This window comes from Blautia sp. An81 (genome assembly GCF_002161285.1).
Classification (GTDB): Bacteria; Bacillota; Clostridia; order Lachnospirales; family Lachnospiraceae; genus Blautia; species Blautia ornithocaccae.
Genome location: NZ_NFHH01000034.1, coordinates 24,881 through 37,836, shown reverse-complemented (window position 1 = coordinate 37,836; position 12,956 = coordinate 24,881). Strand labels below are relative to the sequence as shown.

Annotated in this window: 10 protein-coding genes; all 10 read right to left on the bottom strand. The window is 46.7% G+C overall.

Annotated elements, in window-relative coordinates; all coding sequences use genetic code 11:
* Positions 1-108: 108 nt before the first annotated feature.
* Positions 109-1,212, bottom strand: a complete 1,104-nt coding sequence (locus B5G33_RS18935) for a uroporphyrinogen decarboxylase family protein (RefSeq protein WP_087418767.1) — start codon at positions 1,210-1,212, stop codon at positions 109-111.
* Between the two features lie 410 nt (positions 1,213-1,622).
* Positions 1,623-3,512 (bottom strand): ATP-dependent zinc metalloprotease FtsH, encoded by a 1,890-nt coding sequence (gene ftsH / locus B5G33_RS18930; RefSeq protein WP_087273561.1) that lies wholly within the window; start codon positions 3,510-3,512, stop codon positions 1,623-1,625.
* A 175-nt stretch (positions 3,513-3,687) separates the two neighbouring features.
* On the bottom strand, positions 3,688-4,455 hold the full coding sequence (locus B5G33_RS18925) for a hypothetical protein (protein ID WP_087273562.1): 768 nt from the start codon (positions 4,453-4,455) through the stop codon (positions 3,688-3,690).
* 103 nt (positions 4,456-4,558) lie between these two features.
* Positions 4,559-6,010, bottom strand: coding sequence for an Asp-tRNA(Asn)/Glu-tRNA(Gln) amidotransferase subunit GatB (gatB, locus tag B5G33_RS18920; protein WP_087418766.1), 1,452 nt, complete (start codon positions 6,008-6,010; stop codon positions 4,559-4,561).
* Positions 6,010-7,479 (bottom strand): Asp-tRNA(Asn)/Glu-tRNA(Gln) amidotransferase subunit GatA, encoded by a 1,470-nt coding sequence (gatA, locus tag B5G33_RS18915; protein ID WP_087418765.1) that lies wholly within the window; start codon positions 7,477-7,479, stop codon positions 6,010-6,012. Before gatA ends, gatB begins: the two co-directional genes overlap by 1 nt.
* Before the next feature lie 14 nt (positions 7,480-7,493).
* On the bottom strand, positions 7,494-7,787 hold the full coding sequence (gene gatC, locus B5G33_RS18910; protein ID WP_087273568.1) for an Asp-tRNA(Asn)/Glu-tRNA(Gln) amidotransferase subunit GatC: 294 nt from the start codon (positions 7,785-7,787) through the stop codon (positions 7,494-7,496).
* Between the two features lie 14 nt (positions 7,788-7,801).
* The gene (aspS, locus tag B5G33_RS18905; RefSeq protein WP_087418764.1) at positions 7,802-9,130 is read right to left on the bottom strand and encodes an aspartate--tRNA(Asn) ligase; all 1,329 of its coding nucleotides are present in this window, start codon (positions 9,128-9,130) and stop codon (positions 7,802-7,804) included.
* A gap of 404 nt (positions 9,131-9,534) precedes the next feature.
* Entirely contained in the window at positions 9,535-10,749 is a 1,215-nt protein-coding gene (locus tag B5G33_RS18900) for an LL-diaminopimelate aminotransferase (RefSeq protein WP_087418763.1), read from the bottom strand.
* A 14-nt stretch (positions 10,750-10,763) separates the two neighbouring features.
* Complete coding sequence (locus tag B5G33_RS18895) at positions 10,764-11,315, bottom strand: ANTAR domain-containing response regulator (protein WP_087273574.1); 552 nt, start codon at positions 11,313-11,315, stop codon at positions 10,764-10,766.
* A gap of 86 nt (positions 11,316-11,401) precedes the next feature.
* Positions 11,402-12,733, bottom strand: a complete 1,332-nt coding sequence (gene glnA, locus B5G33_RS18890; protein ID WP_087418762.1) for a type I glutamate--ammonia ligase — start codon at positions 12,731-12,733, stop codon at positions 11,402-11,404.
* Positions 12,734-12,956: the final 223 nt, after the last annotated feature.

The following is a 12,956-nucleotide window of genomic DNA, read 5'->3' as shown; positions in this document are numbered from 1 at the left end:
TTTCTTCCCATTTCAACCTCACTGCGAAAAAGTTTTTTTGTCATATTTCTATTTTCGCAGTGAATCCATGTGTTTTCAATAGGTTTTAGTGCGAATTATTTTTACCTGTCAGAACTGCCCCTTCCCCTGAATCTCGAGAGGCTTGAACACTTTGCGCGCCGCCGCAATCCATGCCTTGTCCGTACAGAACAGGAAGCCGTCACCAGGCGCGCATACATCGATAACATGCTTGATATCATCCTTAATCTTGTCAATGCTTTGTGTTCTCACAGCCGCCACTTTCAGGCCGCCCTCAATAATCTGATGATCGCCGAGTTCCTTCTTGGCCTTGCAGATATCGTCATCGTCAATATATAAGATACAGGAATCCTTCGGCACTTCCAGGAAATGATGCCATACCTTCTCCCAGCTGCCCTCCAGCATGATCCATACCTTGGAGCCTGCTGCTGCAGCCCGCTCAATCCATTTCTTTTCATAAGGCCAGTACAGCTCCTCAAACTGCTTCGGGCTTAAGTACGGCGCGATGTGAGTCATATGGCACGCATAGGGGAATTCATCTACCGGGCCGGACATACGCGGAAGATTGTATACCTCCCAGAGTTTGTCGCAGGCCGCTTTCACCTTATCCGGCTGTCTGCGCAGGTCTGTCAAGGTTCCCTTGAAACCGCGGCAGTAGTCAAACAGTGTATCCACCGGGTTAGAGAATACTTTGGAGAAATCCGCGATATCAGTAATTCCATATTTCTCCGACAGTACCTGGAACTGCTTTCCCATCAGCACGCCAAGAGAATAGAACTTGTCCTCTGCCACTGTCTTCAGAACCTTTTTCGCATATTCCCGATCCTCATAAAGCTTCGGGTACTTTCTGGGAACCAGCACTTCAGAGACAAAGCGGTTCGGATCCTCGATAAACTGATCGTACTCATCCCTCTCCATCATGGGCATCTGCACATGCTCCGGAGTCACTCCATCCGGACCGAACTTGTTCTGAAGGGGCTCCAAAACCTCCTCAATCTTCGGTGTAAACAGTGTTCCGGAAAAAGTATTTCCATCCGCCCACATCACGTCAAATACATCCGTCATGGCCTTTACATATTTATCCGGATCATCAATAATATCCGTAACCTTCTGTCCTGTCCAGGCTACCTCAGCGCAGCTGGAAGCCATCATAGTGGGCACATAATCAGCGCCTTCCCGCTTCAGCGCTTTCATCAAATTACTTCTTTTTTTGTTCAGCAGTTCGTTATAAAATATATATAATTTGCACAAAATTTTCAATTATTTTTGCTTATTTTAATCATTTTTAAACAATTTCTCCTGCTGGCTAAAATTCATTCTCCGGCAGATTCTGTCTGTCCAAACATCCCTCCAGTCTGTGGGCAAGCCCACCCCAGCTCCCCCACCTCTCAATCTTGAGGGACTTAAACACTTTGCGCGCCGCTGCAATATCACAAGGCGGTAACATACCTTATTGCGGCGTGTGCATCCCGCCCGGAAGGCTTTTTATTCTATAGGGCAGTCCGGAAGAATTTCCTATAAGTTAAAAAGCTTTCCCTTATTTTTTCCGGTAAGAAAAAAATAAGGGAAAGCTAATACGTAAACTGTTTTATACAATGTACCTTTTATTCCTCTGACCCTTCTTCGGCGTTTTCCTGGTTCATTGCAATCCTTGGCTTGGTAGTCAGGATCCTCATAAACTCTTCTCCCGAGATGGTCTCATGTTCATAGAGATACTTAGCCAGTTCATGGAGTTTCGGCATATTCTCTTCCAGGATCTTCACAGCCTTGTCATGCTGTTTCTGTACCAGATCCACTACCATTTTGTCAATCCGTGTCTGTGTCTCAAAGGAACAGGTCAGGGAACTGTCTCCTCCTAAATACTGGTTGGATACAGTCTCCATGGCTACCATGCCAAACTCCTGGGACATACCATATCTGGTGATCATACCTCTGGCCAGCTTGGTAGCCTGTTCAATGTCATTGGAAGCTCCTGTGGTAATGGAGTGGAAGATCAGCTCCTCTGCCGCTCTTCCTCCTGTAAAGGTAGCAATCTTATTCTCCAGTTCTTCTTTTGACATAAGATAGTGTTCTCCATCCTCTACCTGCATGGTATAGCCCAGAGCCCCGGAAGTCCTTGGGATAATGGTGATCTTATGCACCGGTGCGGAATGGGACTGCATGGCAGCAACCAGTGCGTGTCCCACTTCGTGGTAAGCCACAATAAGTTTTTCCTTGTTGGAAAGGACCTGGTTTTTCTTCTGATATCCGGCGATGACCACCTCAATGCTCTCCTCCAGGTCTGCCTGGGTGGCAAATTTTCTGCCGTCACGGACTGCCCTCAGAGCCGCTTCATTCACAACATTGGCCAGATCAGCTCCGGAAGCTCCAGGGGCTGCCTTAGCAATATCACTGAAGTTCACATCATCGGAAATCTTGATCTTTCTGGCATGAACCTTCAGGATCTCCTCTCTTCCCTTTAAGTCAGGAAGCTCTACAGGAATCCTCCTGTCAAAACGTCCCGGCCTTAAAAGTGCAGGGTCCAGAGAATCTGGACGGTTGGTGGCAGCCAGGATTACAACACCTTTTGAGCTGTCAAATCCATCCATCTCTGTAAGAAGCTGGTTTAATGTCTGCTCCCTCTCATCATTAGCTCCGGCAAATTGTCCGTCACGTTTTTTACCAATGGTATCAATCTCATCAATAAATACGATACAGGGAGCTTTTTCGTTGGCCTGCTTAAACAGGTCGCGGACTTTTGCAGCGCCCATTCCCACGAACATTTCCACAAATTCAGAACCGGATATGGAGAAGAAAGGGACGTCGGCCTCTCCTGCCACAGCCTTGGCCAGAAGGGTCTTACCTGTTCCGGGAGGTCCAACCAGAAGGGCTCCTTTTGGAAGGGATGCGCCAATCTCTGCATACTTTCCTGGGTTATGAAGATAATCTACCAGCTCGGTCAACAGTTCCTTGGCCTCGTCTTCTCCGGCTACATCTGAAAACTTGATCCCTGTAGATGACTTTACATAGATCTTGGCATTGCTCTTTCCGAAAGTCATAGCTCCCGGACCACCCATACCGCCCATGTTTTTCATCATCCGCTTCATCAGCCAGCCGCCTACTACCCATAAAAGTACCAGGGGCAGTACAAAACTGATAAGGGATGAGAGCAGCGGGTTCATCTGCTGAGGAATCTCCTCAGAGAAGACTACTCCTGCCTGATCCAGTCTCTCTACCTCGTTTACATCGAAAATACGGCCTGTCTTATAAACCTGCTGCTGGTCGCCGTCCTTTTCCAGATAATAAATCGTATCTTCTTCCAGATTTACTTCTGAAATCCTGCCTGCCTCAAGATCATCCAAAAACTGGTCATAGGTAGCGTCCTGTATGCGGCTCTCTGACAAAGAGGGCACAAGGAATAAGTTAACCGCCGCCAGTATGACCAGCACGATAAGGTAATAAAACATCACCGGTTTTTTTGGAAGCTGAGGCTTTTTCTTTTCTTTAATGTCCATTTGTTTACCTCCAACCTTTTCCATTTTATTTATATAGTATAAAAATATGACAGCATCATTATATAAAAACTATACTTCTTATTATAAAAACAATCAATGAAAAAACTGTGAAAACTTTTAAAAAATTCAGAAAAGAAGCCCCAGTATCTGGGCTTCTTTTCCTGTTTTTCCTTGTTTACTTTTCGCTGTCATCCCCTGTCAGCCGGAGGATCGCTTTCATTTCTTCCGGCTCCATATCCAGGAATCCGGAAAGTTCTTCCACTGTATATTTGATATTATCATCTTCTGTGAGAGCCTTTAACCGTTCTTCCAGGTTCTGGACCTTTTCCACCAGGAAATTATCTTCTCTCTTCTGCCTGGTCTGCTCCTCCAGAAATTCTTCCACCAGGCTGCGGACTTTATGCATAAGCCATTCTTCTGCTGCTTCTTCCTCTGTCACATCCTTAAGCTCCTCCAGTGCCATAAGAAGAGCTGTATTTGCCTCAGAAAGCAGATCTGCGAAGAGAACCTCCCGGCAGTTCAGGTCTCTTGCCACATCTGCCAGTTCTCTCTGGCAGGCCTTTACCAGACTTTCCCTGGCACCTTCTTCATTTCTTTTGCAGGCCAGAAGCAATTCCTGCCGGTCTCTTAAATTTCCTTCAAATCCAAAGGCTTTCAGATACTCCTTAAGATACTCTTCTTCCTCTGCTGTAAGAGGAACTCTTTCCTGTTTTTTCTCTATATGAGGAACCGGCCCTTGTCCGGCGTCTTCTCTGTCTCCTGTTCTTCCGGTAACACGGATTCCCTGGACTTCCAGATAATCGTAGACCTTCTGGAGTTTCTCCTGATCCATATCCTCCTCACCGAAAAATTTTTCCACCAGCTCTGCCCGTACCTGTTTCCCGTTATTCAGAGCCAGGGTCTGTATATCTTTTAGTTTATTCTGAAATTCAATAATATCCATAGCTTTCCTCCCATCTTCTACAGTAGCTTACCACAAAAGAGGATGGTTTTAAAGCTCTTCCGGATTTTTCTTTTCTAATGTAAGATACTTTAAATACCTTACGCTATGCCTTCTCCTCTGCCTCCTGAAGCTTCTGTCTAAGAAGCTGGTTCACCTGTTTAGGATCTGCTTTTCCTTTCATCTGCTTCATGATCTGTCCTACCAAAAATCCGGTGACTTTCGTCTTTCCTTCCAGATACTGCTTTACCGTGTCTGGATTTTCTTCCAGGACTTTTGCCACGGTCTCTTCCAGAAGTCCGGTATCCAGAACGGTTTTCAGCCCTTTCTCTTCTGCATAGATCATGGGGTCCACATCGTCTGTAAAAATCATACGGAAAACTTCTTTGGCAGTTTTATTGTTCAGCTCTCCCCGGTCTGTCATCAGGATCAGCTCTGCCAGATGTTCCGGAGAGAAGGAGATTTCTTCTGTCTCTATTCCTTCTTCTTTTACCAGGCGCAGAGTTTCCCCAATATACCAGTTGGCCGCCTTCTTCGGCATCTGGCAGATTGCCGCAGTCTTTTCAAACATTTCGCTCAGGTGTCTGGACTGGGTCAGAAGGCCGGCGTCATAATCTGACAGCTCGTACTGCTCCATATACCGTTTTGCCTTTTCCTCCTGAAGTTCCGGCTGGGCATTCCGGATCTGGGCTATCCACTGATCGCTGATGCGCACCGGAGGCAGGTCCGGGTCCGGGAAGTAACGGTAATCCTTGGCGTCTTCCTTGGAACGCATAGCGTAGGAATATTCTTTATTGTCATCCCACCGCCGGGTCTCCTGGATCACCGGGCGTCCCTCTTCCAGAAGCTCAATCTGCCGGGCCCTTTCTCCTTCGATAGCTCTTGCAATAGCCTTAAAAGAGTTCAGATTCTTCATCTCTGTCCTGATTCCCAGCTCCCGGGATCCCACCTCTCTTACTGAAAGGTTTACGTCGGCACGCATAGACCCTTCCTGAAGCTTACAGTCAGAAACTCCCAGATACTGGCAGATAAGCCGCAGTTTTTCCAGATAAGCGATCACTTCCTGGGCATTTCTCATATCCGGCTCAGACACGATCTCAATAAGGGGAACGCCGCTTCGGTTGTAATCCACCAAAGAGCAGTCATCCCACTCGTCATGGATCAGTTTTCCCGCATCTTCCTCCATGTGCATTTCGTGTATCCGAATCTTTTTAGGGCCTGCGGCTGTCTGGATTTCCAGATAACCATCGTGGCAGATGGGAAGATAAAGCTGGGAAATCTGGTAGTTCTGGGGGTTGTCAGGGTAAAAATAGTTCTTCCTGTCAAACTTGCAGTACTGGTTGATCTGGCAGTTAGCTGCCAGGCCAAGAGCCAGGGCGTATTCCACTACCTGCTTGTTTAATACCGGGAGAGCGCCGGGAAGGCCTGCGCATACAGGACAGGTATGGGTATTGGGTGCTCCTCCGAACTTAGTAGAGCAGCCGCAGAAAATCTTGGATTCTGTGGAAAGTTCCACATGGACTTCCAGTCCGATGACAGTCTCATATTGTTTTTCCATTATCCTTCCTCCTTTGCAAATGCCAGAGGAAAGTCCCCTCTGATCTTTTCCAGTCCCATAGCCGCCTGGAGAACCTTCTTTTCTTCAAAGCAGTTTCCGATAAACTGCAGTCCTACAGGAAGTTTCTGGCTGTCCAGAGTCCAGGGCATGCTAATGGCAGGAAGTCCTGCCAGGTTTACCGCTACGGTATAGATGTCGCTTAAATACATCTTCAAAGAATCTGTAAGACTTTCTCCCAGATGGGGCGCCGGCGACGGTGAGGCAGGAGCCAGGAGAACATCATATTTTACAAAGGCCTCGTCAAAGGCTTTCTTGATAAGAGCCTTAGTCTTCAAAGCTTTCAGATAGTAAGCGTCATAGTAACCGGAGCTTAATACAAAGGAGCCCAGAAGGATTCTTTTCTTTGCCTCTTTGCCAAATCCCTCTGCTCTTGTTTTCTTATACATATCATGAAGGTCTGTTCCTTCCATAGAACGGTATCCGTATTTTACCCCGTCGAATCTGGCCAGGTTGGAACTGGCCTCGGCGCAGGCGATGATATAATAGGCCGGGATCACATAATCTGTCATCCCAAGGGAGAAAAACTCTACAATAGCGCCGTTCTGGCTCAGAGCGTTTACCGCATCTACAATGGCTTTTTTGATCTCACTGTCCAGACCTTCAGAGAGATACTCTTTAGGAACGCCTACCCGAAGCCCCCTGATATCCTCTCCCAGATCTTTCGAGAAATCATAAAGCTTTCTCTGGATGGAAGTGCTGTCTCGTTTATCATATCCTGCGATCACGTCCAGAAGAGCTCCGCAGTCTTTTGTATTTTTTCCAATGGGACCAATCTGGTCCAGGGAAGAGGCGTAAGCCACCAATCCGTAACGGGATACAGTGCCGTAAGTTGGTTTCAGGCCTGTGACGCCGCAGAAGGCGGAAGGCTGGCGGATAGATCCTCCTGTATCAGAACCTAAAGCCAGGGGCGCCTCTCCTGCTGCCACAGCCGCACAGGAACCTCCTGAAGAGCCTCCCGGCACCCTGGTCAGATCCCAGGGATTTTTCGTTTCTCCAAAGGCAGATGTTTCTGTTGTGCTTCCCATGGCAAATTCATCCATATTGGTCTTTCCCAGGAGGATCATTCCTGCCTCTTCCAGCTTTTCCACAGCATCTGCGCTGTATGGGGGCACAAAATCATTTAAAATTTTAGAAGCGCAGGTAGTGGCCTGTCCCCGGGTGCAGATATTGTCTTTTACCGCAATGGGAACACCTGCCAGAGGACCGGTATATTTTCCCTGGCGGATGCCTTTTTCCACTTCTTTTACTCTCGCATATATCTTTTTTTCGTCAATATCCAGATAAGCGTGGACAGAGGGTTCCACAGCTTCTATCTGATCCAGGTAAGCTTTCACAGCTTCCTTTACGCCGATCTGCCCTTTTTTAATCTCCTCTCCCAGAGCAGTGGCTGACATCTCTATGATCTTCATGTCTTTCATCCTTTCTACACGGTCTTGGGAACCTGATACTGTCCTTCTTTTTTCACCGGAGCGTTGGCCAGCATTTCCTCCTGGGCGTCCCCGTTGGTCACTTCGTCCTCCCGGAACACATTTTCCAGTGGGAAGATATGGGAAGCTGCCTCCACATTTTCCGTATCCAGTTCATTAAGCTTTTCTACATAATCCAGGATTTTTTCCAGCTCTGTCCGCATTTCTTCCCGTTCATCCTCAGACATGGAAAGCTTTGCCAGGATCTCTATATTTTCCATTACTGTATCGTCTATTCTCTGTGCGCTCATTGTTTCGCTCCTCTCTAGGGCTCAAGCCTTGTTAAATCTCTTGGGAATAAAGTAGTCTCCCGGATGTTGTCCTCTCCTAAAAGCTGCATGGTCAGTCTTTCCAGGCCGATGCCCAGTCCTCCGTGGGGAGGCATGCCGTATTTAAAAGCATCCAGATACTGTTCCAGTCCTTCTTCGCTCATACCCTTTGCTGCGATCTTATCTTTCAGCATCTGATAATCATGGATCCTCTGGCCTCCTGTAGTGATCTCCAGTCCCTTATACAGCAGGTCAAAACTTAAAGTATAGCGGCTGTCTTCCGGATCATCCATAGCGTAGAAAGGACGTTTCTTAGAAGGATAATGGGTAACAAAAACAAAGTCTGATCCGCACTCTTCCTGGAAGTATTTTCCGATCAGTTCTTCCTCCTCCGGTTCCAGATCAAAAGGCGCCCGGATCTTTCTCTGGTATTTTTCAGAAACCAGTTCCTTTGCTTTCTGGAAAGTTACACAGGGAATTTCTTTGATCTCAGGAAGAGTTACCTTTAAAATATCCAGTTCTTTCCTGTATTCTCTGTTCAAAAGATCCATGGTGTATTTCAAAAATCCTGTCTCCATCCGGCAGATATCGTAAAAGCTGTCAATATAACCCATCTCAAAGTCCAGGCTGGTATATTCGTTCAGATGTCTTCTGGTGTTGTGTTTCTCTGCCCGGAATACAGGCCCGGTCTCAAATACCCGGTCAAACACGCCTACCATCATCTGTTTATAAAGCTGGGGGCTCTGCTGGAGCACTGCAGGATGATGGAAATATTCCAGCTTGAAAAGGTTGGCGCCGCCCTCGGCACTTTTTGCTCCGATCTTGGGGCTGTGGATCTCTGTAAAACCCTGATGATACAGGAAATCCCGGAAACCTCTGGTGATCCCTTCCTGAATACGGAATTTCGCCCTCTCTCTTACATTCCTTAAAGAGACAGGGCGCATGTTCAGTTTGGCTTCCAGGGACGTGTTCAGGTTCCACTTTCCTACCGGCAGGGGCAAAGGCTGGTCAACCTTAGACAAAAATTCCGTTTCCTTAATCCTCAATTCCTTTCCCTGGGGAGCTCTCTCTTCAGTTTTCACAGTTCCCGTCACACGGATACAATCCCCTTCATGAAACTCCTTCAGATCCTCTCTGGAGACGCCTTCCTCCCAGACAGCCTGAAGAAGCCCTTCCCTGCTTCTAAGAATCACAAACCCAATCTCCCCCATATCCCGAAGACTATGGACCGCCCCCTCCAGACAGGCAGTATCCCCCTCCGCCTTCTCCAAAAACTCCTCATATCCAGACTTTTCTCTCTCAACAATACCCTTAACAAATTCCATAATCCCATTCCCTTCCTTTACCAAAACTATCACTCTCTATTGCAACTATTCTGATCTTCTTTTATATCTAAGCGACCACGCACCGACCAACCGTGCTTTTCACTCGACATCCAGCACCAGCATACCATCCAAATTTCTTTTTTAATTGAATTCCTGCAATGCCGTACAACCTTTGTCCCCCGGCAGCGGAAACAACCGTAGCTTCAAGAATACAGGTGTGTTTTCAGCGAATTTCCCGAGCATAGCTTTGAGACCTCAGGCTCAAAGCGGCGCAGGCTGAGCAGAAAACACACCTGTATTCTTGCTCACCACGCTCCCCCGGTTCACCTATTCAATCAAAAAAGAAATTAAAAAAGTCCGAAATACCCAGAAAAATCCAGATACTTCGGACAGGATATCTTTGATTACATCTTCGTAATCCTCTTAATCGCCTCTATTGTGTTTTCATAGGTGCCGAAAGCACTTAACCGGAAATAGCCTTCTCCGCAGGCGCCGAAACCGCTTCCAGGAGTTCCTACCACATTCACCTCATGGAGAAGGGTGTCGAAGAATTCCCAGGAGGTCTGGTTACCCGGCGTTTTCAGCCATACATAAGGAGCATTCACGCCGCCGCTGACTGTATAGCCTGCGTCTTTCAGACCATTATATATGGCGTGCGCATTTCTCATATAATATGCAACCTGCTCTTTTACCTGGGCTTTTCCTGCTTCTGTATACACAGCAGCTCCTGCTTTCTGCACGATATAAGGAGCTCCGTTATACTTGGTCCCGTGTCTTCTGGCCCAGAGGTCATTTAAGGAAACTCCTCCGGACTTCAGATCTTTCGGCACTACCGCAAATCCCAGACGGACGCCGGTGAATCCCGCATTCTTGGAAAAACTTCTCAGCTCAATAGCACAGGTTTTTGCTCCTTCACATTCATAAATGCTGTGAGGCACGTCCTCCTCAGTGATATAAGCCTCATAGGCCGCATCGTAAATGATCAGACTGCCGTTTTTATTGGCGTAATCCACCCAGCCCTGAAGCTGTTCTTTACTGATCGTAGAGCCTGTAGGATTATTTGGAAAGCAGAGATAGATCACATCCGGGGTTTCCTTTGGAAATTCCGGGGCAAAATTATTCTCTGCCGTACAGGGCATGTAGATCATACCGTCAAAATTCTGTGTCGTCTTATTATAATTTCCTGTTCTTCCCGCCATAACGTTGGTATCTACATATACGGGGTAAACCGGATCGCACACAGCAATCTTATTATCCAATCCCAGGATCTCCTGAATATTTCCGGAGTCACATTTCGCTCCGTCAGATACGAAGATTTCTTCTGGATCAATGTCACAACTGCGATCCTGATAATCATTTTTCGCAATAGCCTCTCTCAGGAAAGCGTAGCCCTTATCCGGCGCATATCCGTGGAAGGTCTCTGCATGAGCCATCTCTTCCACAGCTCCGTGAAGAGCCTCAATGATCGCCGGCGCCAGGGGCTGTGTCACATCTCCGATTCCCAGTCGGATGATTTCTTTTTCCGGATTTTCCTTCTGATATGCTGCGATTTTTTTTGCAATATCAGAGAACAGATAGCTTCCAGGAAGCTTCAGATAATTCTCATTAATAGTAAACATATCACATTTCTCCTTTAACATTCGTCATAGATCAACGTCAATATCATCTGGGCAGTTTCTACCATATTCGTGCCGTTGTCCATGCTGCATTTCTGAATGTAGCGATAGGCCTCTTCTTCTGAAAGATGATTACGCTCCATCAGCAGGAACTTGGCGTTCCTAATATAGTTTTCTTCTTTCTCCGTCCTCTTCCTTGGTTTTTTCCTGTCTTTTTTATACCGCCGTTCTACCTGGCTGAGGACCATTTCCACGGTATTGACTAAATCATATATTTTCACTGGCATAGTCACGGCGATGATTCCGCTTTCTGCCGAGCTTACAACATTTGCTGATCCCATCAGCAGCATTTCAAAATATTTTGGTATACATTCATACAACTGGGTATAATGCATATCCGGAAGTTTATAGCCGCTGATGATCAGTCCTCTCTGATCTTGATTTGCCTCGATTAAAGCTGCGGAAGCGGTACAGCAGGATACTACATTTTCAAATCCATGGTTCATCAGGATCTTTCGTATCCGCTTTGCATCTTCAATCTTGGGTAATGCCACAATGATGATGCTCATATACTGCTCCCTGCCTTTTCTTTAATTCTGCGAGTACCTTATAGCAGACATCCTATAGGATGTTTGCATTGCCGATTAAAAAATATTTAAATCTGGTACAGATACTGTTCCAGTTCCCATTCGGAAACCTGCTTCATATAACTCTTCCACTCTTTTCTCTTGCCTTTTTTATAATGCTCCAGAAAAGATTCTCCCAGCATCTCCTTTACCCAGACATCTCTTCCCATCTCATATAACGCATCGCTTAAATTTTCCGGCAGGGCTTCGATACCCTGATTATTTTTCTCTTCTTCGGACAAATCCCGGATGCTTCTCTTCAGTTCGGCAGGCGCCTCCAGTCCCTGTTCTATACCGTCAATACCGGCTTCCAGGCACAGGGCAAATACCAGATAAGGATTTGCAGAAGGATCCGGACTTCTCAGCTCAATAGCCTTCTCTTCTCTCATACCCTGGCATACCTTTATGAGTGCTGTCCTCTGGGTAGAAGACCAGGTTACATCTGAGGGTGCTTCAAATCCCGGTACCAGGCGTTTGTAGGAATTCACCAGAGGATTGAAAACCGCTGTCATACCCTTGATATGTTCCAGCAGCCCGGCGATAAAGGAATATGCTTCTTTACTCAGTCCCAGACTGTCCTGGGGATCTTCAAATATATTTTTTCCATCCTTGTAAAGAGCCATGTTGATATGCATACCTGAACCGTTTACCTCGGATCTTGGCTTTGGCATGAATGTGGCGTGGAGTCCATGACGCTTTGCCACAGTGCGGACCGCCACCTTAAAGGTCATCAGCTTATCCGCTGTGTCCATCACATCTGACATAGTAAAATCAATCTCATGCTGACCGGGAGCGATCTCATGATGGGAAGAAGCTACTTCATATCCCATATCCTCCAGAGTCAGTACAATGTCTCTTCTGGCATTCTCCCCCAGGTCCACCGGACTCAGATCCAGAAAACCGGCTCTCTCGTGCGTCAGGGTAGTAGGAGAACCATTATCATCGGTATGGAAAAGGAAAAACTCACATTCCGGATTTACCTTAAAAGTATATCCCTTTTCCTCAGCTTTTTTCACAGCGTTCTGAAGAATGTATCTGGGACTTTCCTTATAAGGTGTCCCGTCCGCCTTATAAATATCGCAGATAAATCTGGCTACCTTTCCCTGCTGGGGTCTCCATGGAAGAATGCAGAAAGTATCCAGATCCGGGTGGAGATACATATCCTCCTCTTCGTTTCTATAGAAGCTCTCCATAGAAGAAGCATCGATCACACATTCATTATCCATAGCCTTTTCCAGCTTGCCGAAAGGAATCGCAATATTCTTCATAGTACCGAACATATCGGTAAACTGAAGACGGATAAATTCCACGTCTTCTTCCTCTGCCATATGCAGAATATCCTCTCTGGTGTATTTCGCCATAATGACCACCATGTCCTTTCTGAATTAATCAACAATCCCGCTTAAGGCAGCGGGCAGCCGGCCCTGCATTCCTATTTGGCGACAGGATATGCTCTGGCCTTTTCATCACACAGGAAAGTACAGCGGACTTTCTTATGTAATGAAAAAGGGCGCACTTACTCAGGTCCCCGCCTGAATAAGAACGCCTTTGTCCTTCATGGGTGGTATTATAGCAGTGTAAAAT

Coding starts and splice junctions, on each gene's coding strand:
- ftsH (WP_087273561.1), bottom strand. CDS start 3,512: ATGGACATTAAAGAAAAGAAAAAGCCTCAGCTTCCAAAAAAACCGGTG.
- aspS (WP_087418764.1), bottom strand. CDS start 9,130: ATGGAATTTGTTAAGGGTATTGTTGAGAGAGAAAAGTCTGGATATGAG.
- B5G33_RS18935 (WP_087418767.1), bottom strand. CDS start 1,212: ATGAAAGCGCTGAAGCGGGAAGGCGCTGATTATGTGCCCACTATGATG.
- glnA (WP_087418762.1), bottom strand. CDS start 12,733: ATGGCGAAATACACCAGAGAGGATATTCTGCATATGGCAGAGGAAGAA.
- B5G33_RS18895 (WP_087273574.1), bottom strand. CDS start 11,315: ATGAGCATCATCATTGTGGCATTACCCAAGATTGAAGATGCAAAGCGG.
- gatC (WP_087273568.1), bottom strand. CDS start 7,787: ATGAGCGCACAGAGAATAGACGATACAGTAATGGAAAATATAGAGATC.
- gatA (WP_087418765.1), bottom strand. CDS start 7,479: ATGAAGATCATAGAGATGTCAGCCACTGCTCTGGGAGAGGAGATTAAA.
- B5G33_RS18900 (WP_087418763.1), bottom strand. CDS start 10,749: ATGTTTACTATTAATGAGAATTATCTGAAGCTTCCTGGAAGCTATCTG.
- gatB (WP_087418766.1), bottom strand. CDS start 6,010: ATGGAAAAACAATATGAGACTGTCATCGGACTGGAAGTCCATGTGGAA.
- B5G33_RS18925 (WP_087273562.1), bottom strand. CDS start 4,455: ATGGATATTATTGAATTTCAGAATAAACTAAAAGATATACAGACCCTG.